The following is a 25455-nucleotide window of genomic DNA, read 5'->3' as shown; positions in this document are numbered from 1 at the left end:
GGGCCCCGACCCGTGGCATCAGCCGGCGAGCTTCTCGTCCAGGATCTTCTTGATGTCGGCATAGGACATGTTGGAATATTTCTGGCCGTTGATGACGAAGCTCGGCGTAGCGTCGATGCTGTCGTCGGTGGCGTGCTTCTGATACGTCGCGACCATCGCCTGAGCATGGGCCTGATCGTTCATGCAGGCATCGAGCTGCTCCTTGGTCAGCCCGGCACGCAGACCGATCTTGCGCAGGTTGTCCGAGATCGTCTGCGCCTTGCCGTCGCCGAACCAGTCGCGCTGCTCGGTGTAGATCATGTCGACGATGCCATAATACTTCAGCGCGCCGCCGCATTGCGCGACCATACCGGCCCACAGACCGAACTTGTCGAAATAGACCTCGCGGAAGATGAACCGCACCTTGCCGGTGTCGATGTAATCCTTCTTCAGCTGACCGAAGACCTCGTTATGGAAATCGGCGCAATGCGGGCAGGTGAACGAGCCGTATTCGATCATCGTCACCTTGGCATCCGGGCTGCCGAGGGGAATGTCCGGCACAATCTCTGGCGTGGCACCGGCGGCGGGCGGCGGGGTCTGGGCCGGGGTGGTGCCGGTGTCCTCGGCCGCGGCCGGGCGCACGAAACGGGTCTGGTTCGAGATCCAGCCCCCCGCGGCAGCGACAAGGGCAGCCCCGGCCGTGCCGAGGAGAAGGGTGCGACGGTTCATGTTCAGCCTTTCTTCTGTCCGGCCTTCCCGGACGTTTTCATCAGGACGTTCTGCGCCAGCGTCTCGAGGGCGGCGCGCAGATCGGAATCGTGACAGCCCTCGGCCGTCGCCTCGGCGGCGGCGCGGACTTCGGGCGAAGGGGCGGCGGGGCGCGCCTTCGGGGCGGGGGTGAACACCGCCTGTCCCTCGGCGAAGCCGGTGGCGGCGGTCTGGGTCAGCATCACCCGCGAGATCGCGTTGTACCCGTAGCAGGCATTGACCTTCTCGCGGATACGCTCGCGGCTCATGTCGACGATGGGGGCAGCCGCGCCCTCGACCAGGAGAGTCAGGGTGGCACCGAAGCCGCTCTTGCCATAGCCCACACGCACCGGGCGCGACAGGCGGGCCAGCTCTTCGCCGACGATCTCGGGCCATTGGGTCAGCAGCCGCGACACTGCAAAGCCGCGCGCCTCGCCGGCGACGCGGATGCGCTCGCGCAGCAGGCGCGAGGCGGCCTCGAAGCCGCGGCTGTGCCGCTCCGATCTGGGGGCCGCGGGGCGTTCGTCGCTCATCCCTGTCCTTTCCGGTTTCAGCGACTATTCTAGGCGAGCGGGAGGGCTTTGCCACCCGATAAGATTACTCGGACAAGGACGGGGCATAAAGTTTGCGTGACGGCGAAGAGGCGCGGGCCGGCAGGGCCCTGCTCGACTGGTATGACCGGCAGGCGCGCGACCTGCCCTGGCGGGTGTCGCCCGCCCGCCGTGCTGCGGGAGAACAGCCCGATCCCTATCGCGTCTGGCTGTCCGAGGTGATGTTGCAGCAGACCACCGTCGCCACGGTGCGCGATTACTTCCGCCGCTTCACCGAACGCTGGCCCGATGTCGGCGCACTGGCGGCGGCGGCGGACGCCGATGTCATGGCCGAATGGGCGGGGCTTGGCTATTACGCGCGCGCCCGCAACCTGCTGAAATGCGCCCGGGCCGTCGCCTTCGAGCATGGCGGGGCCTTCCCGCGCACGGCGGCCGCGCTGGCGGCCCTGCCGGGGATCGGGCCCTATACTGCAGCGGCGGTGGCCTCGATCGCCTTCGACGAGGCTGCGACGGTGGTTGACGGCAATGTGGAGCGCGTGGTCTCGCGCCTGTGGGCTGTCGAGGCGCCGCTGCCCGGGGCAAAGCCCGAACTCGTGCGCCTCGCCGGGCGGCTGACCCCCGCCCAGCGCCCCGGCGATCACGCTCAGGCGATGATGGATCTGGGCGCGACGATCTGCACGCCGCGCGCGCCGGTCTGCGCGCTGTGTCCGCTCGATGACGTCTGCGCCGCGCGCGCCCGTGGCATCGCGGCCGAGCTGCCGCGCAAGGCCCCGAAGCCCGAGAAGCCCACCCGTCACGGGCTGATCTATGTCGCACGCAACGCCCGGGGCGACGTGTTCCTCGAACGGCGGCCGGACCGCGGGTTGCTGGGCGGGATGGCGGGGTTTCCCGGCTCGGACTGGGGCGAAAGCCCCTCGCCCTGCCCGCCCTTCGCCGCCGGTTGGGTCGAGGCCCCCTCGGCCGTGCGTCACACCTTCACGCATTTCCATCTGGTGTTGCGCGTCTTCGCGGCCGAGGTCGAGGGGCCGGGATTCACCCCCCGCGCGAATTTCCGCCCCGGCGATCTGCCCACGGTGATGCGCAAGGTCTGGGATGCGGCGCAAAGCGCCTTCGTGTCGCAGCCCGGCTGAACCGTGAACGATTGCGCCCCGGGGGCGGGCTGGTATCATCGGCGTGGAAAGGGGGCCCCCATGTCCACCCGCGAGGAAATCCGCCGCCCCAGCCGTGCGCTGCCGTTCTGGATGTCGCTCGGGATGATTCCCATCGCGATGATCGGCGCCTGGTTCGGCGGCTGGACCGTCGTCCTGATGCCGCTTTACGGCTGGACGCTGGTCACCGTTCTCGATGCCATCCTCGGGCTGAACGAGGATCAGCCCGACACTTCGACGCCTGACGAGGAGCTGTTCTGGTATCGGCTGATCACGCTGATCTGGTTCCCGGTGCAGCTGGTGACGATCTATGCGCTGATCTGGTGGGTGACCCATACCGACCATCTCGGCGCACTGGAGACCGTGGTGTTGTTCTTCGGCGTCGGCGTGATCTCGGGCACGGTCGGGATCAACTATGCCCACGAGCTGATGCACCAGAGAAACCGGGCCGAACGCGGCCTTGCCGATCTGCTGCTGGCGACGGTGCTTTATTCGCATTTCCGCACCGAGCATCTTCTGGTTCATCACCTCTGGGTCGGCACGCCGCGCGATGCGGTCAGCGCGCGCTACAATGAAGGGTTCCACCGCTATTTCGTTCGCGTTCTGCGCGATTGCCCGCGTTCGGCCTGGCAAGCGGAGAAGCTGAAGCTCGCCCGAGCCGGGCGGACGATGCGGCACCCGTCGAACCCGTTCTGGCGCTATGCGGCATTGCAGGCGGCGGCGCTGGTTCTGGCGCTGATCGTCGGCGGCTGGGTCGGGCTTTGCCTGTTCCTGTTCCAGGCGGTGGTGGCGGTGTGGCAGCTCGAACTGACCAACTATGTCGAGCATTACGGGCTGACCCGCGCCTATCTGGGCGATGGCAAATACGAGCATGTCCTGCCGCGCCACAGCTGGAACGCCGAGCATATGGCCTCGAACTGGCTGTTGCTGAACCTGCAGCGCCATTCGGATCACCATTACAAGCCGAACCGGCGTTTCCCGCTGCTGCAGACCTATTCCGCCGAAGAGGCGCCGCAGCTGCCTTTCGGTTACCCGGCGATGACCACGCTCGCGATGATCCCGCCCCTGTGGCGGCGGCGGATGAACCCGCGCGTGCGGGCCTGGCGCAAACGCTACTATCCGCAGATCGAGGACTGGAGCGCCTACAACAAGGGCACCAACCCGATGCCGCGCGGATCGGTGTGACGGGAGAAAAGGCAGGAGGCGCTGCCCCGCCGAAAGATCAAGAAAGGGGGCTCTGCCCCCTCGGGCCTGCGGCCCTCACCCCCGGGATATTTAAGGCGAATCGAAAGGAAGAGCGCAGTTTACCCTTTCGATTCGCCTTAAATATCCCCGCCGGAGGCTCCCGCAGGTGCGGCAGGGCGAAGCTCAGCTGACCACGCGCAAGGTCAGGTTGATCCGGCCCGGCCCGCGCAGCAGCATGGAGCTGCCGGGGGCTATCCGGTCGATGCCATGATGCAGCAGCCGGGCTTCGCCTCCCATCACCAGAACGTCTCCCGAGCGCAGCCACAGGCTCTGGCTCGGCCCGCCGCGGGTTTCCGATCCGATCCTGAACAGCGCGTCGTCGCCGAGGCTGATCGAGACCACGGGTTGCGACAGATCGCGCTCGTCGCGGTCCTGATGCAGGCCCATGCGCGCCTCGGGGCCGTAGAAGTTGACGAGGCAGCTTTCGGGGGCACGGGCCTCGGGAACGACGGCGCGCCAGATGGCGAGGACGCTTTCGGGGATCGCGGGCCAGGGCAGGCCCGAGGGATGGGCCGGCGCGTAGCGATAGCCCTGCCGGTCCGCGGTCCAGCCGAACCGGCCCGCCGAGGTCATCCGCACCGACATCGCCTTGCCGGAGGGGGTGATCGGCGAAAACAGCGGCGCGCGGACCGCGATCTGGCGCACGTCTTCGGCCAGGGCGCGCTGTTCATCCGAGGAGAGCCAGCCCGGATAGTGCAGAAGGCCCCGGATCCGTTGAGGAAACGGGCGGTCGGGAAATTCCGGCATGAGTCTTTCGCTTCCTGTCCCTGCGCGCCTTGCAGCGGCATTTTCGCCTTCTTATATACGCCCAGAAGCCCGGAAGGGGCAGCGCCGCGAGGCCTGCCCCGGACCGGGTCAAACTGAAACCCTGGGATAGGGGATCGGGGGCCTGATGGGACCCGACCCCGCCATATCGCCGAAGGAAGAGGTAAAGATATGTCCAAAGTCATCGGGATCGACCTCGGGACCACGAACTCCTGCGTGGCCATCATGGACGGCTCGCAGCCCCGCGTGATCGAGAACTCGGAAGGTGCGCGCACCACGCCCTCGATCGTCGCCTTCACCGACAACGAACGTCTGGTCGGTCAGGCCGCTAAGCGTCAGGCCGTCACCAACCCGACCAACACCGTTTTCGCCGTCAAGCGTCTGATCGGGCGCAAGGTGGGCGATGCCGAAGTCCAGAAGGACAAGAAGCTCGTTCCCTATGCCATCGTCGACGGCGGCAATGGCGACGCCTGGGTCGAGGTGCGCGGCGACAAGTTCTCGCCCGCCCAGATCTCGGCCATCATTCTGCAGAAGATGAAGGAAACCGCCGAGAGCTATCTCGGCGAGCCGGTGACGCAGGCCGTCATCACGGTTCCGGCCTATTTCAACGACGCTCAGCGTCAGGCCACCAAGGACGCCGGCAAGATCGCCGGTCTCGAAGTCCTGCGCATCATCAACGAGCCCACGGCGGCCGCGCTCGCCTATGGCCTCGACAAGAAGGAAACCAAGACGATCGCGGTCTATGACCTCGGCGGCGGCACCTTCGATATCACGATCCTCGAGATCGACGACGGCCTGTTCGAAGTGAAGTCGACCAACGGCGACACCTTCCTCGGCGGCGAAGACTTCGACATGCGCATCGTCCATTACCTCGCGGACGAGTTCAAGAAAGAGCATGGCGTCGATCTGACCGCGGACAAGATGGCGCTGCAGCGTCTGAAGGAAGCGGCCGAAAAGGCGAAGATCGAGCTGTCCTCCAGCCAGCAGACCGACATCAACCAGCCGTTCATCTCGATGGACATGAAGACCGGCACGCCGCTGCACATGGTGATGAAGCTCACCCGTGCGAAGCTGGAAAACCTGGTCGGCGACCTGATCAAGAAGTCGCTCAAGCCCTGTGAAGCCGCGCTGAAGGATGCGGGTGTCTCGAAGGGCGAGATTGACGAGGTGGTTCTGGTCGGCGGCATGACCCGTATGCCCAAGGTCGTCGAGGCGGTGACCGAGTTCTTCGGCAAGGAACCCCACAAGGGCGTGAACCCGGATGAAGTCGTCGCCATGGGCGCCGCGATCCAGGCCGGCGTGCTGCAGGGCGACGTGAAGGACGTGGTTCTGCTCGACGTCACGCCGCTGTCGCTCGGCATCGAGACGCTGGGTGGCGTGTTCACCCGTCTGATCGACCGCAACACGACGATCCCGACGAAGAAGAGCCAGGTCTTCTCGACCGCCGAGGACAACCAGAACGCCGTGACGATCCGGGTGTTCCAGGGCGAGCGCGAGATGGCTGCCGACAACAAGATGCTCGGCCAGTTCAACCTCGAGCAGATCCCGCCCGCCCCGCGTGGCGTGCCGCAGATCGAGGTGACCTTCGACATCGACGCCAACGGCATCGTCTCGGTTTCGGCCAAGGACAAGGGCACTGGCAAGTCGCAGCAGATCACCATCCAGGCCTCGGGCGGTCTGTCCGACGAGGACATCGAGAAGATGGTCAAGGACGCCGAGGCGAATGCCGAGGCCGACAAGAAGCGCAAGGAGCTGGTCGAGACCAAGAACCAGGGCGAGAGCCTGCTCGACTCCACCAGGAAGTCGCTCAAGGAGCATGGCGACAAGGTCGACCCCTCGACCGTCGAAGCCATCGAATTCGCCTGCACCGCGCTGGAAGAGGCGCTGAAAACCGAGGACGCCGGCAAGATCAAGGGTGCGATCAGCAACCTGACCGATGCGTCGATGAAGCTCGGTGAAGCGATCTACAAGGCGCAGCAGTCCGAAGGCGAAGGCCATGCCGATGACGACGATGCCCCGCGGGCGGCCGATGACGACAACATCGTCGACGCCGACTTCGAGGACATGGGCGACAACAAGCGCAAGTAAGCGCCGACGGAACTGACGGGCGGGCCCCTTGCGGGCCCGCTCTCTGTTCCCCGAGGGGGAATTGGCATGGCAAAACGCGATTTCTACGAGGTGCTGGGCGTCGCCCGGACGGCCTCGTTCGAGGAAATCAAGAAAGCCTATCGCGGCAAGGCGAAAGAGCTTCACCCTGACCGGAACAAGGACAACCCGGACGCCGAGTCGCTGTTCAAGGAAGTCAACGAGGCCTACGACTGCCTGAAGGACGCCGAGAAGAAGGCGGCCTATGACCGCTACGGCCACGCGGCCTTCGAGGGCGGCATGGGCGGCGGCGGCGGTTTCGGCCAGGGCTTTGGCGGGGGGGATTTCTCCTCGGCCTTCTCCGACATCTTCGAGGATCTGTTCGGCGGCGGTGGCGGCATGGGCGGGCGCGGCGGCAGCCGCTCGCGTGCGACGCGCGGTTCGGATCTGCGTTACAACCTGCGGGTTTCGCTCGAGGAATCCTACAAGGGCGTTCAGAAGGCGATCACCGTGCCCGGCTCTTCGCCCTGCACCGCGTGCAATGGCACCGGGGCCGAGGGTGGCGCGGAACCGCAGACCTGTCCGACCTGCTCGGGCATGGGTAAAGTGCGGGCGCAGAACGGTTTCTTCACCGTCGAGCGGACCTGTCCGACCTGTGGCGGTGCCGGTCAGGTGGTCAAGAACCCCTGCAAGGTCTGCCATGGCGCCGGCCGCACCGAGAAAGAGCGCACGCTTTCCGTCAACATCCCCGCGGGGGTGGAGACCGGCACGCGGATCCGTCTCGCCGGCGAGGGCGAGGCCGGGATGCGCGGCGGTCCGGCGGGCGATCTCTACATCTTCATCGAGGTGCAGGAGCATCCGATCTTCCAGCGCGAAGGGGTGAACCTGTATTGCAACGTCCCGGTGACCATGGTCACGGCGGCGATCGGCGGCGAGGTCGAGGTTCCGACGATCGACGGCGGACGCTCGAAGGTGAAGGTGCCGGCGGGCAGCCAGTCGGGCCGTCAGATGCGGCTGCGCGGCAAGGGGATGCCGGCGCTGCGCGGCAACGGCACCGGCGACATGGTGATCGAGCTGTCGGTGGAAACACCGGTCAACCTGACTTCGCGGCAAAAGGAACTGCTGCGCGAGTTCGAGAAGATCGAGGCCGAGAACAATCCGGCCGGGGCCAGTTTCTTCAAGAAGGTCAAGACCTTCTGGGATAGCATGACAAGCTGATCGGGGCGCCTTCGGGCGCCCTTTTCATTGCGTGCCGAGGCTGGGGCGGTCCGTCGTTAACGGTTTCTTCATCGTCTGGCCGCCATGCTGGCGTGCATGACACACACCCATGGCTTCAGTGATTCTCAGCGCAGCCTGTTCGACCCGGACGAAGCCGGCCGGACTGTGCTGGATCCGGCCGGGCGGTTGCCATCTTACATCCAGGATCACCGCCGGCGGCTGCGCGCCCGCTTCGTCGAGGGTGGGGCCGCAGCCATTCCGGATTATGAGTTGCTGGAGCTGATCCTGTTCCGCGCCCTGCCCCGGATCGACGTCAAACCGCTGGCGCGGCGGCTGATCGACACTTTTGGCGATTTCGGCCGGGTCATCTCGGCGCCCACGGCGCGGCTGCGCGAGATCGACGGGGTAGGCGATGCCGTGGTGCAGGAACTGAAGATCGTCGAGGCGGCGGCGCACCGGCTGGCCCGGGCGCGGGTGCTGCACCGCCCGGTTCTGTCGTCCTGGGATGCGCTCCTCGACTATTGCCGCACCGCCATGGCGCATCGCGAAACCGAACAATTCCGCGCCCTCTACCTCGACCGCAAGAACGTGCTGATCGCCGACGAGGAACAGGCCCGCGGCACCGTCGACCATGTGCCCGTCTACCCGCGCGAGGTAATGAAGCGCGGGCTGGAGCTGGGCGCTTCAGCGCTGATTCTGGTGCACAATCACCCCTCGGGCGACCCGACCCCATCGCAGGCCGACATTGCCGTGACGGAGCAGATCCGTCAGGCTGGAGCTGTGCTGGGGATCGTGCTGCACGATCATCTGATCGTCGGCAAGAGCCGCGAGATCAGCTTTCGCTCGGAGGGATATCTGTAACCTGCCTGCAGGGCCTCGTGTCGCCCCTTGCCCCGATCGCCGCAGGCCCGCATAGAAAGGACATGACACAACCGCAACGCCCCATCCCCGCCGTCCTTGCCGTCGTCACGCGCGACGGGCAGATCCTGCTGGTGCGCCGGGCCAATCCGCCCGATGCCGGTCTTTGGGGGTTTCCCGGCGGCAAGATCGAATTCGGCGAGCCCCTGTTGCGCGCGGCAGAGCGCGAGCTGGTCGAGGAAACCGGCGTGACCGCTACCGCGACGACGGTTCTCGATGCGCTGGACGCCTACGACCCGCCACAGGCGAGTGACCCGACCGAAGAAGGATCGGCTCCGGACGCCCGCATCGCGGGCAGACCGGCCGCGTATCGCGCCGAAGCGGACAGGCCCGCGCCAGACCGCGAGGCAATGCCTTGCGCTGCCCCGATGCGGCCTCAGGCGACTGTGCTGCGCCAGCACTTCGTATTGATCGCCGTGCTGTGCCGCTGGCAGCACGGCGAACCCCTGGCAGGGGACGATGCACTCGAAGCCAGATGGGTCAGCCCAGAAGAGCTGTCCTCGCTTCCGCTCAGCCGCGATGTCGCCCGAACTGCCCTGCGCGCACTCGGGGGGTGCGCCGACTGAACCGGGCATGAGCACCGGAACACAGTCTGCGCCCGATTGTCCTTCGGCCACGACAACCATGCCCGCCCGAAAGGAAGACACGCTTGGTGAGTGAATATCCCCATGTTTCGTGGATGCCTTCTTCGCCAATTTTGAGACAAGGAGGCGATGATGGGCACAGGCATTTCACTGGCGACCTCAAGCGCGATGCGGTCGCACGGGTCACTGAGCAGGGACGTGTTCGATTACATCGGGATATTCTGCAACCCGAAGCGCAAGCCTGCGAGGAACGGGATGCAGTCGCCCACCGAGTTCGAACGGCAGCAGATGATGAGACCTGAAGGCGTCTGAGAAACTCGGGGCTATTCAGAGCGGTGAGGACAGAGAGCCTCACGCCGAACCCTGCGCAAGACCCCGCGATCTTCAAGTCCGGCGCTCCGGACCGCGGGCACGCATCGGGCTTCAGGGCAATCGCGGCTTTGCGCCCCCGCCTCGCGCGGACCCCGGAGCCCGGAGGATACGGCCGTCCATCGCCCGACCCCGGGGACAAGCCGGCCTCAGCTGGGTGGCCTGCCCCGCCTCCGGAGATGCCCCGCCCGCGACAAGCGGGGGCAACCTGGACAGGGCCGCGCGTGCCAGCTCATACCCTCTGCAGGATCGTCGCGCTTTCGGCAACGGTAGCGAAATCCGCCGCCAGAAGGCCCATCGTCACCTCGAAGATCGTCGCGGCATCGGGCTGCCCCTCGCCCAGCCCAAAGCCGAGGACAGCATCGCGCGCGACCGTCATCCGAAAGCCGAGATCGCACCCCTGCCGCACTGTCGTGTTGACGCAAAACCCGGCAACGGCACCCGCCACGACCAGATCGCCGATGCCGCGCTCGCGCAGCCAACCTGCCATCCCGGTGGACGCGAAGGCGGAGGATGTGGTCTTGGTGAACACCGGCTCACCGGGCAGGGCCTCGGCGCAGGGCAGCGGGGCGGCAAGCGGATTACCGGGATGAAAGGCCGCGGTCGGATCGTCCGAACGGTGGCGCACATGAACGACGGGCAGTCCCGCGGCCCGAAACGCCGCGGCGAGTGTGGCGATGCGGTCCCCGGCCTCCGGGTTCACGCAGTCGAGGCCGGCGTCGATCCGGCGCTGCATCTCGGTCTGCATGTCGATGATGACGAGGGTCTTTGCGGGGTCTGGTTTCATGGGGCTGGCCATGGTCTCGGGCTCCGGTCGGTCGAAATGAAAAAGGGCGGGAAGACCCGCCCTTTCGTCACGCCAGCTTGCCGTGGCAGTGCTTGAATTTCTCGCCCGATCCGCAGGGGCAGAGATCGTTGCGCCCCGGATTGCCCCAGGTCGTCGGATCCGCCTCGTCGAAGCCCGGAATGGCGTGCGGGAAGCGCAGGTTCTCGGCGGCGAAACCGGCCGCCGGGGCAGGCGCCGCTTCCGGCTGGGCCGCGGGTTCCGGTTCGATGACCGGGGTCGCGGCCTCATCGACCTCGGGCATGAACTGCGCCATCTGCTGGGCGAAGATCGCCTGACGCTCTTCCTCGGTCAGCGGGCGCAGCACGGCGAGGCGCTTCGTCACCTCGACGCGCAGGCTGTCGAGCATGCTCTCGAACAGCTGGAAGCCCTCGGTCTTGTATTCCGACAGCGGATCGCGCTGCGCATAGCCACGGAAGCCCACGACCGAACGCAGATGTTCGAGTTTGACCAGATGCTCGCGCCATTTGGCGTCGATGGTCTGCAGCAGAACCTGCTTCTCGATCGAGTGCATGTTCTCGGCACCGAAGGCTTCGGTCTTCTCGGCCATGTAGGCCTCGGTCGCCTCCTCGATGCGCGAGATCATCTCGGCATGGTCGACGCCTTCTTCATGCGCCCAGTCCTGAACCGGCAGATCCATGTTCAGGTTTTCCAGAAGGGCGGCGTGCAGCCCCTCGAGATCCCAGTGATCGACATAGGTCTTCGGCGGCATGAAGTCGTCGGCGATGTCGGCGATCACCTGCGCGCGCATGTCGGCGGTGATTTCCGAGATGTCCCCGGCTTCCATGATCTCGCGGCGCTGGCTGAAGATCGCCTTGCGCTGCTCGTTCATCACGTCGTCGAATTTCAGCAGCTGCTTGCGGATGTCGAAGTTGCGGCCCTCGACCTTGCTTTGCGCGCGTTCGAGCGACTTGTTCACCCAGGGGTGGATGATCGCCTCGCCTTCCTTCATCCCGAGCTTCGACAGCACGCTGTCGAGGCGGTCAGAGCCGAAGATCCGCATCAGATCGTCTTCCAGCGACAGGAAGAACAGCGACCGGCCCGGATCGCCCTGACGGCCCGAACGGCCGCGCAGCTGGTTGTCGATGCGCCGGCTCTCATGACGCTCGGTGCCCAGAACGAACAACCCGCCCGCTTCCAGAACCTTCTGCTTCTCGGCCTCGGTCGCGGCCTCGATGCGGGCACGAACCTCGTCGGGATTGGCATCGGGGGTCTTCGCCAGCTCTTCCTGAACCAGCATCTCGACGTTGCCGCCCAGCTGGATGTCGGTGCCGCGGCCGGCCATGTTGGTGGCGATGGTCACCGCGCCCAGACGGCCGGCATCGGCGACGATCTTGGCTTCCTGCTCGTGCTGGCGGGCGTTCAGCACGTTGTGCGGAATGCCTTCCCTGGTCAAAAGATGCGACAGGGCCTCGGATTTCTCGATCGAGGTGGTGCCCACGAGCGTCGGCTGACCCTTTGCATGGGCGCGCTTGATCGCCTCGACCACGGCGGCGAACTTCTCGCGTTCGGTGCGATAGACGCGGTCGTGGTCGTCACGGCGCGAGATCGGGCGGTTCGTCGGCACCTCGACCACGCCGAGCTTGTAGATCTCGGCGAATTCCTCGGCCTCGGTCATGCCGGTGCCGGTCATGCCCGACAGCTTTTCGTAAAGCCGGAAGTAATTCTGGAAGGTCACCGAGGCGAGGGTGACGTTCTCAGGCTGAATCTCGACGTTTTCCTTGGCCTCGATGGCCTGATGCAGCCCCTCGGACAGGCGACGGCCCTTCATCATGCGGCCGGTGAATTCGTCGATCAGCATCACCTCGCCGTTCTGCACGACGTAATTCTGATCCTTGTGGAACAGCTTGTGCGCGCGCAGGGCCTGGTTGATGTGATGGACCAGCGTGGTCGATTCCGGATCGTAAAGCGACTGACCCTCGGGCAGGACGCCTTCCTCGTGCAGGCGGCGTTCCATGAACTCGTTGCCCTCTTCGGTGAAGGTGGCATTGCGGGTCTTCTCGTCGAGCTTGTAATGCGCGTCGGTCAGCTCCGGGATGAAGCGGTCGACGACCTTGTAAAGCTCCGAGCGGTCCTCGGACGGGCCCGAGATGATCAGCGGCGTGCGTGCCTCGTCGATCAGGATGCTGTCGACCTCGTCGACGATCGCGAAGAAGTGACCGCGTTGGGTCATTTCCTCGACCGATCCCTTCATGTTGTCGCGCAGGTAATCGAAGCCGAGTTCGTTGTTCGTGGCATAGGTGATGTCGGCGCGGTAAGCGTCGCGCTTCTCGTCATCGGGCTGGAACGGATAAACCACGCCCGTGGTCAGACCGAGCGCGCCATAGACCTTGCTCATCCAGGCGGCATCGCGCTTGGCGAGGTAATCGTTCACCGTCACCACATGCACGCCCTTGCCGGCGAGCGCGTTCAGATAGGCCGGGAAGGTCGCCATCAGGGTCTTGCCCTCGCCGGTCTTCATCTCGGCGATGTTGCCCTGATGCAGGAAGATACCGGCAATCAGCTGCACGTCGAAGGCATGCAGCCCGAGGGCGCGGCGCGCCGCCTCGCGGCAGTTGGCAAAGGCTTCGGGCAGGATCTTGTCGAGGCTCTCGCCCCCGACCTGCACGCGCTCCTGAAGGGCGCGGGTGCGGGCGACGATCTCGTCGTCGCTCAGCTTCTGGAACTCGGGTTCCAGGGCGTTGATCCTGGCAACCAGCGGCCGGACCGACTTTACCTTGCGGTCGTTCGGCGTGCCGAAGACCTTTTTCGCGATCGTTCCGAGGCCGAGCATTTCATTCCCCGCAGGTTCGTTGACCAAATCGTGTGAAAAGCGGCCTTGCCGCCCTATCTGGGCCCGCCTAGAACGGCAGACGAAAAAGGGCGGAACGACCTTCACAGGACCTCTGGCGATGTAAGGGGCGGCCGTCCGGGTGTCAACGCCGCGGGCTGCCGCGGCCCCTTACGGAGAGGCTTTCATGCCGCAACTCAGCAAATTCCTCGGGACGGCAGCGATTGCGCTGTGCTTTGCCGGCGGTGCCATGGCCGATGGTGCCAAGCCGGCGGCGAACAAGCCCGTCGCAAGCCCGGCCGCCGCGCCGAAAACCGATCTGAAGGCCGACACCGTCGTCGCCACGGTCAATGGCCAGACTGTCACCCTCGGTCAGATGGTTTCGGTCCGCGCCGGCCTGCCCGCGCAATATCAGAGCCTGCCCGACAACGTGCTGTTCAACGGCATCCTCGATCAGCTGGTGCAGCAGACCGCGCTGTCGCAGATCGGCGAGAAGCAGAAGAACAAGAAGGACGACATCGCCCTCGAGGTCGAGCGTCGCTCGTATTTCGCCGGGGCCGTGCTCGATCAGATCGCCAAGGATGCCGTGACCGACGACGCCGTTCAGAAGGCCTATGACGCGAAATATGCCAAGGCCGAGCCGGGCATGGAATATCACGCCGCCCATATCATCGTCGAGACCGAGGACGAGGCCAAGGCCGTCAAGGCCGACATCGACGGCGGCAAGGACTTTGCCCAGGAAGCCAAGGACAAGTCCCAGGACGGCGCGGCGGCGAATGGCGGCGACCTCGGCTGGTTCACCCTCGACAAGATGGTGCAGCCGTTCTCGGACGCGGTGAAGACGATGAAGCCGGGCGATGTGGCCGGCCCGATCCAGACCGAATACGGCTGGCACGTGATCAAGCTGCTCGAAGAACGTCCCGCCAAGGCGCCGGCGCTCGACGAGGTGCGCGACGAGATTTCCTCGGATCTCAGCCAGCAGGCGGTTCAGGACGCGGTGACCAAGGCGGTTTCGGACGCCAAGGTCGTGAAATCTGTTGACGGGATCGACCCCTCGGTGCTCAAGAACGAGGATATCCTGGGCAAGTGATCCGGCCGGGCAAATCGCCCGGATCCGGAAACTGACACGCGAAAGAGGGGGCGGGCATGGCCAAGAAGAAGGACCTGCGCGAGAAGATCGAGAAGCTGCGCGACAAGGTGAAGGGTCTGCGCGCGCAGATCGGCGAGACCGCCGAGGCTGCCGTGGAGACCGTCACCGAAGCCGCGGCCGAGGTCGCCGCTGCGGTCAAGAAGGCGCATGACGTCTCGCCGCTCGCCCCCGCCGCCTTCCCGGCCCTGCCGGAGATCGCGGGCGTGTCCTTCGCCGCCACCGCGGCCGGCGTGCGCTATGCCGGCCGGACCGATGTGATGCTGGCCTCGATCGCGCCGGGTGCGGCGATCGCCGGGGCCTTCACCACCTCCTCGACCCGCTCGGCCTGCGTGCTCGACTGTCAGGCCAAGCTGGCGATGACCGTTCCCGAAGGAGCGGGCGCCGCGATCATCGTGAACTCGGGCAATGCCAACGCCTTCACCGGCGCGCAGGGCCAGACCTCGGTCGATGCCGTCACCGGCGCCGTGGCCGAGGCACTCGCCATCCCGGCAAGCCGGGTGTTCTCCTCCTCGACCGGCGTGATCGGCGAGCCGCTGCCGCATGAACGCATCGTCGAGGCCATCGGCGCGCTGAAGGCCGGCCTCGCCCCCGCGGGGATCGAGGCCGCCGCCCGCGCCATCATGACCACCGACACCTTCCCGAAGGGTGCGACCGCCGAGGTCGCCACCCCCGACGGCCCGATCCGCATCGCCGGCATCGCCAAGGGCTCGGGGATGATCGCGCCGAACATGGCGACGATGCTGGTCTACATCTTCACCGATGCGAAGATCTCGGCCGCCAATCTGCAGAAGATCGTCTCGCGCAACATCGGCGGCTCGTTCAACGCGATCACCGTCGACAGCGACACCTCGACCTCGGACTCGCTCCTCGTCGTGGCGACCGGCCGCGCCGGAACCGAGATCAGGGATCTCCGCTCCAAGCTGTCGAAGGAATTCGAGGCTGCGCTGTCCGACGTCATGCTCGACCTCGCCAAGCAGGTCGTGCGCGACGGCGAAGGCGCGTCGAAGTTCATCGAGGTCCGCGTCACCGGCGCCGAGAGCGATGTCGATGCCGCGAAGGTCGCCTTCGCCATCGCCAATTCGCCGCTGGTGAAGACCGCCTGCGCCGGCGAGGATGCCAACTGGGGCCGCGTCGTGGCCGCCGTCGGAAAATCGGGCGCGAAGGCCGACCGCGACCTGCTGAAGATCGGCTTCGGCGACATGGTTCTGGCCGAGAAGGGCTGGCGCGTGCCGGATTATTCCGAAGCGGCCGCCTCGGCCTACATGAAGAACAAGGAGCTGGTGATCTCGGTCGATCTGGGGCTCGGCAAGGCCGCGAAAACGGTCTGGACCTGCGACCTGACGCATCGCTACATCGACATCAACGCGGATTACCGCTCGTGACCGGCAAGCGCCTGGTCCTGGTCAGTGCCGTCGCTCTGCTCGACGGCGAGGGCCGGGTGCTTCTGGCCGAACGCCCGGCAGGCAAGTCGCTTGCCGGGTTGTGGGAATTCCCCGGCGGCAAGGTCGAGCCGGGCGAATCCCCCGAAACCGCCCTCGCGCGCGAGCTGACCGAGGAACTCGGCATCCTCACCCGCGAGGCCGATTTCACGCCCCTCGCCTTCGCCTCGCACAGCTACGAGGCATTCCATCTGCTGATGCCGCTTTACGCCTGCCGGATCTGGCAAGGCACGCCCACCGGGCGCGAGGGGCAGCGCCTCGACTGGGCTTCGGCCACGAGCCTCGACACGTATCCGATGCCGCCCGCCGACATTCCGCTCCTGCCCGCCCTGCGCGCGCTGCTCTGATCCATTCTTCCCGGATTTCCAGAAACTCCAAAAGCCGCAGGAACCCGGCCCGTTTCCTTTCGGCTTTCCATAAATATCCCGGGGGTGAGGGCCGCAGGCCCGAGGGGGCAGAGCCCCCTTTCCGCCGCGTCCCGCGATCTCAGCCGCCGAAACTGCTGCCGCCCTTGAAGCTCGACCCGAAGCCGCCCTGCGACTTCACCGCCGACTGCGAGCCGTTCCACGACGACCCCGAGCTGCTGAACGACTTCGACGACATCGGCGGCTTGTTGAACGTGGGCGCCGGCTTGTTGAAGGTCGAGCTCGGCACCACCGACGTCCCCCGGTTCGACCCGAAGATCCCACCGCCCGGCGTGGTGAAACCGCCACCCGCCCGGTTGTACATCGGCTGACCGAACAGCCCGCCCCCTCCCGACAGCATCTTGCCGAGCAGGAACCCCGTCACGATCGGCAGGAACACGCTGCCGAACCCCGAGGAGCTTTCCGCCTGCTGGCAATTGCCCGCGCCGTGCTGCTCCTCGCAGGCGGCCATCGCGTCATAACGCGGCGCCGATTGCTGGTTGGTCTGCACCGCCTGGGCATAGGCGGTGGTGCACTGGTCTTCGGTCACGGTGGCACCGGGTTTCGCCGATTCCGCGATGCAGGCCTTCAGATCGGGAAACGCGGTCGCCTGCTCCTCGTCCTGCTTGCACGCCGCCAGCGCGAAGGCCGAAGCCCCGATCAGGCCGATGGTGATCGGACGAAAATGCCGGGAACGCTTCATCTCTCAGCCCTCGATGTAATGCGGAATGAACTGGCTCAGATCCTGCGTAATCAGCGAGGGGTCTTCGCGCAACCCCATGCCCACGCAGGTCTCGCCGATGATCCAGGCCCCGATCACCGGGCGGCGGCCGTCGAACACCGGCAGCGGGTGATAGGCCTGACACACCTTCGGCCACTGGTCATAGGCGCGGTCCTTGGACCCCGCGATCTCCGCCCCCGTGGCGTCGAGGATACGCACCGACGCCCCCTCGCGCGAAAAGATCGGCTTTATCACCATCCCTTGCGCGAAATCCTGCGGATGGGCGGCGGCCTCGTCCTCAAACCAGGCGGGCAGCAGGTTCGGATGACCGGCGTGGAAGCGCCACAGCATCGGCAGGATCGCCTTGTTCGACAGAAGCGATTTCCATGCCGGTTCGAAGAAGGTCGTGCCGCTCGTCGCCAGATTGTCGGCGAAGGGCTCGCGCAGCATGTTCTCCCACGGGTAGAGCTTGAACAGATAGCGGATCGGATGCCCCTCGGCATCGCAGAACCGGCCGTCCTCGGTCACCCCGAGCTTGTCGAGCGTCAGATAGAGCGGATTGAGCCCGCCTTCCTTCGCCGCCCAGGCCAGCGCCTCGACGGTGCCGTAATCCTCGTCATTGTCGGGCATCGAGGTGAACCAGACCGTCTCGTTCGGCTCGAACAGGTGACGGAACCGCTCGCTCAGCGCCTCGAAGGCGCCGTTGAACTGATCGGCAGAGGACGGCAGGACCCCGGCCGCGATCTGGTCCTCCAGCCATTGCCACTGAAACGCCGTGCTCTCGTAAAACGAGGTCGGTGTGTCGGCATTGTATTCCAGCAGCTTCGCCGGCCCCTGCCCGTCATAGGCCAGATCCATCCGGCCATAGAGCATCGGGCTGCCCTCGTTCCAGCTGTCGCGGACGTAATCCCAATGCGCCTCGGGGATGCCCATGCGGCCCATCAGCTCCTCGGACTCGACGATCCGTCCGGCCACGTCCATGCACAGCGCGTGCAGCTCCGTCGCCGGGTCCTCGATGTCGTCCTCGATCTCGCGGATGGTGAAGCGATAGGCGCGGGATTCGTTCCAATAGGGCTCGCCATACATGGTATGGAACTTGAATCCCGCCGCTTCGGCGATCTCGCGCCAGTTCGGCCGCGGTGCGATCTGTCGGACGTCCACGTCTGCTTCCTCGTTGCTGCTTGCCGCCGCTAGATGGGGCCGCGACGCGCCGATTACCAGAGGCCGCGAGGCGCAGCCGAAGCCAGAAGTTGACCCAGAGCGTGACAGAGTGTCATGCAAGCGTCACATTAGTTTTGCATAAGCGTTACCGAGACGTCCTAGGTCAGGCAGCAGGCCAAACGGCCCGAACATTTTTCAGGAGCAATCCATGGACCACATCAAACTCGGGCTCTCGGCCCTCGCCATCGCCGCGATCTCGGCCCCCGCGGCTTTCGCGCGCGACCAGATCCAGACGGCCGGCTCCTCGACCGTGCTGCCCTATGCCACCATCGTCGCCGAGGCCTTCGGCGAGAACTTCAAATTCCCCACCCCGGTCGTCGAGTCGGGCGGTTCGGGTGCCGGGCGCAAGAAGCTGTGCGAAGGCGTCGGCGAGAACACCATCGACATCGCGAACTCCTCCTCGCGCATCACCCAGGCCGATATCGACACCTGCAAGTCGAACGGCGTGAACGAGATCATGGAAGTCCGCTTCGGCTATGACGGCATCGTCTTCGCCTCGGAGATCAAGGGTCCGGAATTCGCCTTCACCCCGGCCGACATCTATGGCGCGCTCGCCTCGAACGTCGCCAAGGACGGCAAGATCGTCCCGAACACCGCCAAGACCTGGAAGGACGTCAAGGCTGGCTTCCCGACGCAGAACATCCTGATGTTCATCCCCGGCACCAAGCACGGCACCCGCGAAGTCTTCGACACCAAGGTGATCGAGGCCGGCTGCAAGGCTTCGGGCGCCTATGACCTGTTCAAGGCCGCCTCGAAGGGCGCCGACGACAAGGCGAAGGAAAAGGACGCGGTTTCGGCCTGTAACGACCTGCGCAAGGACGGTGCCTCGGTCGAGATCGACGGCGATTACACCGAGACCCTCGCCCGCATCGCCGCCAACAAGGACGGTATCGGCGTGTTCGGTCTGTCGTTCTACCAGAACAACACCGACAAGCTGCGCGTCGCCACGGTGAACGGCATCACCCCCTCGGTCGAGACCGTCGCCAAGGGCGAATATCCGGTCTCGCGCCCGCTCTACTTCTACGTGAAGAAGGCGCATATCGGCGTTGTCCCGGGCCTGCAGGAATACATCGACTTCTTCGTCTCGGATGATATCGCCGGGCCGAACGGGCCGCTCGCCCAGTACGGGCTGGTTCCGGATCCGGAACTCGCCAAGACCCAGGAAATGGTCAAGAACGACGTGGCCATGGGGCCGCTGAAGTAAGACCTGACGACCCGGTGGCGCCTTCGGGCGCCACCTTTCCTTTCAAGCGGAACGCTCCATGAGTATCGGCATTCTTACCCTGATCGTGATCGCGCTCGCCGCCGGCGGCTTCCTCCTCGGACGGCAGATCGCCGTCGGAAAGGTCGCGGGCGACATCCGCAAACTGCATTCCCTGCCCGGCTATTACGGGCAAACGGTTTTCCTGTTCACCGCGGTGCCGGCCTTGCTGCTGATGCTGGGCTGGCTGCTGGTGCAGCCGCTGCTGATCCACGAGCGTGTCGGCGCGATGATCGCACCCGAGGACATCGCTTCGGGCAGCTCGGCCAGCCTGGTGATGTCGGACGTGCGCCGCATCGCCGACGGCCTCGCGCTGATCGAGGCGCAGGGCGCCGCCATCCCAGCCGATGCCGGCACGGTGCGCGAGGCGCTCGGCCGGGTCGGCGTGGCGCTCGGCACCGATGTGAAACCCTCGGTCTATGCCGCGGCGAAGGCCTACGGGGCGATGTCCGCCACCGGCGGCAAGGCGATGAGCGTCGCGGTTCTGGTTCTCGCGCTCGCCGGTTTCGGCTTTGCCATCGCGCGGATCCGGCCGGCGTTTCGCGCCCGCAACGTGTCCGAGACCTTCGTGCGCGCCCTGCTGATCGGCGCGTCCAGCGTGGCGATCCTGACCACGCTCGGCATCGTGCTGTCGCTGGTGTTCGAGACGGTGCATTTCTTCAAGGTCTATCCTTTCGCCGATTTCTTCTTCAGCCTGACCTGGAACCCGAAGTTCGGCGGCGGGTCGGACCTCGGCATCTGGCCGCTGATCTGGGGCACGCTCTATATCTCGCTGATCGCGCTGCTGGTCGCGGTGCCGGTGGGCATCTTCTCGGCGATCTATCTGGCGGAATACGCCTCGAAGAAGGTCCGCGCGGTGGTGAAGCCGCTGCTCGAGGTTCTGGCCGGCATCCCGACCATCGTCTACGGCCTCTTCGCGCTGATCACCGTCGGCCCGGCGCTGCGCGACTGGTTCGCCCAGCCCCTCGGCCTCGGCTCGTCGTCGAGCTCGGTGATGACCGCGGGCGTGGTGATGGGCATCATGCTGATCCCCTTCGTCTCCTCGCTGTCCGATGACATCGTGAACGCGGTGCCGCAGTCGCTGCGTGACGGTTCCTACGGCATCGGCGCCACCCAGTCCGAGACCATCCGTCAGGTCATCCTGCCCGCCGCCCTGCCCGGCATCGTCGGCGCGGTGCTTCTGGCCGCCTCGCGCGCCATCGGCGAGACGATGATCGTGGTGATGGGCGCGGGCGCGGCGGCGAAGATGTCGCTCAACCCCTTCGATGCGATGACCACCGTGACGGTGAAGATCGTCAGCCAGCTCACCGGCGATACCGAGTTCAACTCGCCCGAGACGCTGGTGGCCTTCGCCCTCGGCCTGACGTTGTTCGTCTTCACGCTCGGGCTGAACATCCTCGCGCTCTTCATCGTGCGCAAGTATCGGGAGCAATACGAATGACCGCCGAGGCAACGAATATCCCGGCGCCGAAGCGGCGCTCGCTGTATCAGCTCGACGCCCGCACCCGCCGCCGCAATGCCTCCGAGACGCGTTTCCGCGCCTATGGCGTCGCCGCGATCGCTTTTGGCATGATCGCGCTGGCGGTGCTGCTGTGGTCGATCCTCGGACAGGGGCTGTCGGCTTTCACCCAGACCCGCATCGCGATGGACGTGACGCTCGACGCCGCGGTCCTCGACAAGAGCGGCAAGCGCGATCCGGTGGAACTCGCCAAGGCGACGACGCTTGCCTATGGCAAGATCCTCGATCAGGCGCTGGTCAAGCAGGCGACCGACAAGGGGCTGATGCCCGAAGGCCTGTCGGCGAAGGACGCGGCCGGCATCCTGTCGAAGGAAGCCCCCGCGCAGCTGCGCCGCATGGTTCTCGACAACCCCGCGCTGATCGGCACCACGGTGCAGATCGAGGCGCTGGCGAACGGGCGCATCGACGGCTTACTGAAGGGCCGCGTGACGATGGAAAGCGCCAAGCTCGACAGCAATGTCAGCCCCGCCCAGCTGGTGCTGGCGCAGAACCTGAAAGACGCCGGGCTGCTCGCCAAGAGCTTCAACTTCGACTTCATCACCGCGCCCGACGCCTCCGAGGTCCGCCCCGAGGCCGCCGGCCTCGGCGTCGCGATCCTCGGCTCGCTCTACATGATGATGATCGTGCTGGTTCTGGCGCTGCCGATCGGCGTCGCCGCTTCGATCTACCTCGAGGAATTCGCCGCGAAGAACTGGTTCACCGACCTGATCGAGGTGAACATCGCCAACCTCGCCGCGGTGCCCTCGATCGTCTACGGTATCCTCGGCCTCGCGGTGTTCATCAACTTCGCCGGGATGCCGCAGTCCTCGCCGCTGGTCGGCGGTCTGGTGCTGACGCTGATGACGCTGCCCACGATCATCATCGCGACGCGCGCCTCGCTGAAGGCGGTGCCGCCCTCGATCAAGGATGCGGCGCTCGGCATCGGGGCCTCGAAGACGCAGACGGTGTTTCACCACGTGCTGCCGCTCGCGATGCCCGGCATCATGACCGGCACGATCATCGGCATGGCGCACGCGCTCGGCGAGACCGCGCCCCTGCTGCTGATCGGCATGGTGGCCTTCGTGCGCGACTATCCGGCCGCGCCGCCCGAAGGCTTCCTCGACCCGGCCGCTGCGCTGCCGGTGCAGGTCTACAACTTCACCCGGCGGGCCGATCCCGCCTTCCTCGAACGCGCCTCGGGGGCGATCATCGTGCTGCTGGTGTTCCTGGCGCTGATGAACGTCGCCGCGATCCTGTTGCGCCGCAAGTTCGAGCGGCGCTGGTAAGGACAAAGCCATGAACGACATGAGACTGATGGAGAGAGTCGTGGACGACACCCGGATCAAGATTTCGGCGAAGGACGTGCAGGTCTGGTATGGCGACTCTCACGCCATCAAGGACGTGAACATCGACATCCTCGACAAGACGGTGACGGCGTTCATCGGCCCGTCGGGCTGCGGCAAGTCGACCTTCCTGCGCACGCTGAACCGGATGAACGACACCATCCCGATCTGCCGCGTCGAGGGCGAGATCCTGCTCGACGGCGAGAACATCTATGACCGCAAGGTCGATCCGGTGCAGCTGCGTGCCCGCGTCGGCATGGTGTTCCAGAAGCCGAACCCCTTCCCGAAGTCGATCTATGACAACGTCGCCTACGGGCCGCGCATCCACGGGCTGACCCGCAACAAGGCCGAACTCGACGAGGTGGTCGAGAGCGCGCTGAAGAAAGCCGCGCTGTGGAAGGAAGTGAAGGACCGGCTGACCGCGCCCGGCACCGGGCTTTCGGGCGGCCAGCAACAGCGGCTGTGCATCGCGCGCGCCGTCGCCACCTCGCCCGAGGTGCTGCTGATGGACGAGCCCTGCTCGGCCCTCGACCCGATCGCCACGGCCCAGGTCGAGGAACTGATCGACGAACTGCGCGAGAATTTCTCGGTGGTGATCGTCACCCACTCGATGCAGCAGGCCGCCCGCGTCAGCCAGAAGACCGCCTTCTTCCACATGGGGAACCTGGTGGAATACGGCGACACCACGCAGATCTTCACCAAGCCCTCCGATCCCCGGACGGAGAGCTATATCACCGGCCGTATCGGCTGACGGAGGCAAACATGGCACAGCACATCCTTTCCGCCTTCGACCGCGATCTCGAGTCGATTCAGGCGATGGTCGTCAAGATGGGCGGCCTGGTCGAGGCGCAGCTCGTCGACGCGGCGCACGCCCTCGACACCCGCGACGAGGAACTCGCCGACAGCGTGCGCAAGCGCGACAAGGCGGTCGACGCGCTGGAGGAACAGATCAACGAAGAGGCCGCGCGGCTGATCGCGCTGCGCGCGCCTGCGGCCTCGGACCTGCGGGTCGCGCTCTCGGTCATCAAGATCGCGGGCAATCTCGAACGGGTGGGCGACTACTCGAAGAACATGGCCAAGCGCACCAAGGTGCTGCTGCAGATGCCGACGATCAACGGCTCCACCGGGGCGATGCGGCGCATGGCGCAGGCGGTCGAGGGGATGCTGAAGGACGCCATCGACAGCTACATCCAGCGCGACGACAAGCTCGCCGCCGACGTGCGCGCCCGCGACATCGAGATCGACCAGATGTACAACGCGCTGTTTCGCGAATTCCTGACCTACATGCTGGAAGACCCGCGCAACATCACCGCCTGTATGCACCTGCATTTCATCGCCAAGAACATCGAGCGAATGGGCGACCTCGCCACCTCGATCGCCGAACAGGTTATCTACCTCGTCACCGGCGAGATCCCCGATGACGAGCGGCCGAAGTCGGACAGCGTCACCCTTGCCAACCACCCGGAGGTCTGACCGATGAGCCCCGCCCAACAGCCCTGCGTGCTGGTGGTCGAGGACGAATCCGCACAGCGTGAAGTCCTCGCCTACAACCTCGAATCCGAGGGCTTCCGCGTCGCGATGGCCGTCAACGGCGACGAGGCCCTGCTGATGGTCCGCGAGGAGAAGCCGGACCTGATCGTGCTCGACTGGATGCTGCCGAACGTCTCGGGGATCGAGATCTGCCGGCGCGTCAAGGCCAACCCCGAGACCCGCGCGATCCCGATCATCATGCTCTCGGCGCGTTCCGAGGAATCCGACCGCGTGCGCGGGCTGGAGACCGGGGCGGACGATTACGTCGTCAAACCCTATTCGGTGGTCGAGCTGATGGCGCGGCTGCGCACCCAGCTGCGCCGCACCCGCCCGGCCAGCATGGGCGAGCGGCTGAGCTTCGAGGACATCATCCTCGACTCGGGCGAGCATCGGGTGTTCCGCGACGGCCAGCCGCTGAAGCTCGGCCCGACGGAGTTCCGCCTGTTGTCGACGCTGATGGAGAAGCCCGGCCGCGTCTGGACCCGAGATCAGCTTCTGGACCGGGTGTGGGGGCGCGACATCTACGTCGACACCCGCACCATCGACGTCCATGTCGGGCGGCTGCGCAAGGCACTGATGGCGAACGGCGGCGAGGATCCGGTGCGCACGGTGCGCGGCACGGGTTATTCGCTCGGCTGAGACGCCCCGGTCTGCGAAGACACAAACGCCTCGACCTCGGCGCGTGCGGGGACGGCATCGCCCGCCCCTGCCCGCGTCACCTTCAGCGCCGCCGCCCCCGAGGCCAGACGCAGCGCTTCGGCCGGTTCCGCGCCACCGGCAAGCCCCGCGATCAGATAGCCCGCGAAAGTGTCGCCCGCGCCGGTGGTATCGAGGGCCTTGACCGGAAATGCCGGGACGTGAACCTCCGTCCCCGCGGCAAGACCGTGCCAGACCGCGCCGCGACGGCCGAGGGTAACCACCACCGTCTCGACCGGCAGCGCCTTCAGCGTCACGCCAAGCGCCGCGCACAGCTGTTCCGCCTCGACCTCGTTGAGCAGCAGAAGCGAGATGTCCCCGAGAACCGCGCGCACCGCTTCCGCATCGAACGGCGCGGCGGAATAGGCGACCTTCATCCCACGCGCCCGGGCCAGATGCGCGGCCTCGGCCTGGGCCGAGGTCTCGTTTTGCAGCACCAGCCAGTCGCCCGGCTGCGCGGTATCGAGGGCGTCGGCCACCGCCTCCGCCGCGATCCGGCGGTTGGAGCCGGGAAACAGCAGAATGGCATTCTCGCCCGAGGCGTCGACCTCGATGATCGCATGGCCCGAGGCACCCTCGGTCTCGGCCACGAAGCGGCAATCGACGCCCGCATCGCTCATCCGGGCGACCATCCAACGCCCGTCGGCGCCGATCGCGCCCAGATGGCGCACTTCGGCCCCGGCACGGGCCAGCGCGACCGACTGGTTCGCCCCCTTGCCGCCCAGCCCGACGCGATAGTCGAGCGCGGCCAGCGTCTCGCCGGGCGCAGGCAGATGCGGCAGCCGATAGACGTGATCGGCGTTGATCGAACCGAGATTCCAGACGGTCATGACAGCTACTCCAGGCCGGGCCTCGTGCAAGGCATGACATGCACCCCGATTGCAGACAAGCGCGCTCTCCCAGCGGCAAGGCGCCGGAATGTCGCTCTGTGGCGCGTAATTATCTAATTTCGCGGATCCTGCACATCAA

General features: G+C 66.0%; 23 protein-coding genes and 1 pseudogene. 16 read left to right on the top strand and 8 right to left on the bottom strand.

What is annotated here, in order from left to right:
* Positions 1-18 precede the first annotated feature (18 nt).
* Complete coding sequence (locus tag CG50_RS04195) at positions 19-708, bottom strand: DsbA family protein (RefSeq protein WP_036635503.1); 690 nt, start codon at positions 706-708, stop codon at positions 19-21.
* Between the two features lie 2 nt (positions 709-710).
* The gene (locus CG50_RS04190; protein WP_036635502.1) at positions 711-1259 is read right to left on the bottom strand and encodes a DUF721 domain-containing protein; all 549 of its coding nucleotides are present in this window, start codon (positions 1257-1259) and stop codon (positions 711-713) included.
* Positions 1260-1351: 92 nt separating this feature from the next.
* Between CG50_RS04190 and mutY the strand changes: the two genes are divergently transcribed.
* Positions 1352-2407 (top strand): A/G-specific adenine glycosylase, encoded by a 1056-nt coding sequence (gene mutY / locus CG50_RS04185; protein ID WP_036635500.1) that lies wholly within the window; start codon positions 1352-1354, stop codon positions 2405-2407.
* Between the two features lie 60 nt (positions 2408-2467).
* Positions 2468-3610 (top strand): alkane 1-monooxygenase, encoded by a 1143-nt coding sequence (locus tag CG50_RS04180; protein ID WP_051909484.1) that lies wholly within the window; start codon positions 2468-2470, stop codon positions 3608-3610.
* A gap of 183 nt (positions 3611-3793) precedes the next feature.
* Here the strand turns inward: CG50_RS04180 and CG50_RS04175 are convergent, their stop codons facing one another.
* Positions 3794-4417, bottom strand: a complete 624-nt coding sequence (locus tag CG50_RS04175; protein ID WP_051909482.1) for an alpha-ketoglutarate-dependent dioxygenase AlkB family protein — start codon at positions 4415-4417, stop codon at positions 3794-3796.
* 189 nt (positions 4418-4606) lie between these two features.
* Between CG50_RS04175 and dnaK the strand changes: the two genes are divergently transcribed.
* The 5 genes and pseudogenes from dnaK to CG50_RS17285 form a co-directional block, all read left to right on the top strand.
* Positions 4607-6523: a molecular chaperone DnaK gene (dnaK, locus tag CG50_RS04170; protein WP_036635499.1), complete on the top strand. Its 1917-nt coding sequence runs from the start codon at positions 4607-4609 to the stop codon at positions 6521-6523.
* A 66-nt stretch (positions 6524-6589) separates the two neighbouring features.
* The gene (gene dnaJ, locus CG50_RS04165; protein WP_036635491.1) at positions 6590-7738 is read left to right on the top strand and encodes a molecular chaperone DnaJ; all 1149 of its coding nucleotides are present in this window, start codon (positions 6590-6592) and stop codon (positions 7736-7738) included.
* Between the two features lie 96 nt (positions 7739-7834).
* Positions 7835-8599: a RadC family protein gene (gene radC, locus CG50_RS04160; RefSeq protein WP_036635924.1), complete on the top strand. Its 765-nt coding sequence runs from the start codon at positions 7835-7837 to the stop codon at positions 8597-8599.
* Between the two features lie 62 nt (positions 8600-8661).
* Positions 8662-9222: an NUDIX hydrolase gene (locus tag CG50_RS04155; protein WP_036635489.1), complete on the top strand. Its 561-nt coding sequence runs from the start codon at positions 8662-8664 to the stop codon at positions 9220-9222.
* 207 nt (positions 9223-9429) lie between these two features.
* Positions 9430-9552 (top strand): annotated as a pseudogene (locus tag CG50_RS17285) (IS3 family transposase); the annotation flags it as partial.
* 289 nt (positions 9553-9841) lie between these two features.
* Here the strand turns inward: CG50_RS17285 and CG50_RS04145 are convergent.
* Together CG50_RS04145 and secA are read right to left on the bottom strand one after the other, a co-directional pair.
* Positions 9842-10408: an isochorismatase family protein gene (locus CG50_RS04145; RefSeq protein ID WP_245615590.1), complete on the bottom strand. Its 567-nt coding sequence runs from the start codon at positions 10406-10408 to the stop codon at positions 9842-9844.
* Positions 10409-10463: 55 nt separating this feature from the next.
* On the bottom strand, positions 10464-13226 hold the full coding sequence (secA, locus tag CG50_RS04140) for a preprotein translocase subunit SecA (protein WP_036635485.1): 2763 nt from the start codon (positions 13224-13226) through the stop codon (positions 10464-10466).
* A gap of 184 nt (positions 13227-13410) precedes the next feature.
* On the opposite strand from secA, the gene CG50_RS04135 reads away from it, so the two are divergent.
* The 3 genes from CG50_RS04135 to CG50_RS04125 are packed head-to-tail and all read left to right on the top strand — an operon-like array spanning position 13411 to position 16159.
* The gene (locus CG50_RS04135; RefSeq protein WP_152559421.1) at positions 13411-14313 is read left to right on the top strand and encodes a peptidylprolyl isomerase; all 903 of its coding nucleotides are present in this window, start codon (positions 13411-13413) and stop codon (positions 14311-14313) included.
* A 56-nt stretch (positions 14314-14369) separates the two neighbouring features.
* On the top strand, positions 14370-15755 hold the full coding sequence (gene argJ, locus CG50_RS04130; RefSeq protein WP_036635484.1) for a bifunctional glutamate N-acetyltransferase/amino-acid acetyltransferase ArgJ: 1386 nt from the start codon (positions 14370-14372) through the stop codon (positions 15753-15755).
* Complete coding sequence (locus CG50_RS04125; RefSeq protein WP_036635482.1) at positions 15752-16159, top strand: (deoxy)nucleoside triphosphate pyrophosphohydrolase; 408 nt, start codon at positions 15752-15754, stop codon at positions 16157-16159. Before argJ ends, CG50_RS04125 begins: the two co-directional genes overlap by 4 nt.
* Before the next feature lie 139 nt (positions 16160-16298).
* On the opposite strand, the gene CG50_RS04120 is transcribed toward CG50_RS04125, so the two are convergent.
* On the bottom strand, positions 16299-16919 hold the full coding sequence (locus CG50_RS04120) for a DUF1190 domain-containing protein (protein WP_036635480.1): 621 nt from the start codon (positions 16917-16919) through the stop codon (positions 16299-16301).
* Between the two features lie 3 nt (positions 16920-16922).
* Complete coding sequence (locus tag CG50_RS04115) at positions 16923-18098, bottom strand: glutathionylspermidine synthase family protein (RefSeq protein WP_036635477.1); 1176 nt, start codon at positions 18096-18098, stop codon at positions 16923-16925.
* 208 nt (positions 18099-18306) lie between these two features.
* On the opposite strand from CG50_RS04115, the gene CG50_RS04110 reads away from it, so the two are divergent.
* Genes CG50_RS04110 through phoB form a run of 6 tightly spaced genes read left to right on the top strand, consistent with a single transcriptional unit; the run spans position 18307 to position 24429 of the window.
* Positions 18307-19362, top strand: a complete 1056-nt coding sequence (locus CG50_RS04110; RefSeq protein ID WP_036635476.1) for a PstS family phosphate ABC transporter substrate-binding protein — start codon at positions 18307-18309, stop codon at positions 19360-19362.
* A gap of 58 nt (positions 19363-19420) precedes the next feature.
* Positions 19421-20860 carry a phosphate ABC transporter permease subunit PstC gene (gene pstC, locus CG50_RS04105; RefSeq protein WP_036635474.1) on the top strand — a complete coding sequence of 480 codons (1440 nt, stop codon included), beginning with the start codon at positions 19421-19423 and terminating at the stop codon, positions 20858-20860.
* The gene (gene pstA, locus CG50_RS04100; protein ID WP_036635472.1) at positions 20857-22203 is read left to right on the top strand and encodes a phosphate ABC transporter permease PstA; all 1347 of its coding nucleotides are present in this window, start codon (positions 20857-20859) and stop codon (positions 22201-22203) included. Before pstC ends, pstA begins: the two co-directional genes overlap by 4 nt.
* A 10-nt stretch (positions 22204-22213) precedes the next feature.
* Positions 22214-23011, top strand: coding sequence for a phosphate ABC transporter ATP-binding protein PstB (gene pstB / locus CG50_RS04095; protein ID WP_036635470.1), 798 nt, complete (start codon positions 22214-22216; stop codon positions 23009-23011).
* Between the two features lie 11 nt (positions 23012-23022).
* Entirely contained in the window at positions 23023-23733 is a 711-nt protein-coding gene (phoU, locus tag CG50_RS04090) for a phosphate signaling complex protein PhoU (protein ID WP_036635469.1), read from the top strand.
* A 3-nt stretch (positions 23734-23736) separates the two neighbouring features.
* Complete coding sequence (gene phoB / locus CG50_RS04085) at positions 23737-24429, top strand: phosphate regulon transcriptional regulator PhoB (RefSeq protein ID WP_036635467.1); 693 nt, start codon at positions 23737-23739, stop codon at positions 24427-24429.
* Here the strand turns inward: phoB and CG50_RS04080 are convergent.
* Positions 24414-25316 (bottom strand): ribokinase, encoded by a 903-nt coding sequence (locus CG50_RS04080; RefSeq protein WP_051909480.1) that lies wholly within the window; start codon positions 25314-25316, stop codon positions 24414-24416. The genes phoB and CG50_RS04080 overlap by 16 nt on opposite strands.
* Between the last annotated feature and the right edge of the window lie 139 nt (positions 25317-25455).

The organism is Paenirhodobacter enshiensis, assembly GCF_000740785.1.
Taxonomy (GTDB): domain Bacteria; phylum Pseudomonadota; class Alphaproteobacteria; order Rhodobacterales; family Rhodobacteraceae; genus Rhodobacter; species Rhodobacter enshiensis.
Note: the sequence above shows the minus strand (reverse complement) of the source record. Positions and strands in the feature narration are given on the sequence as shown.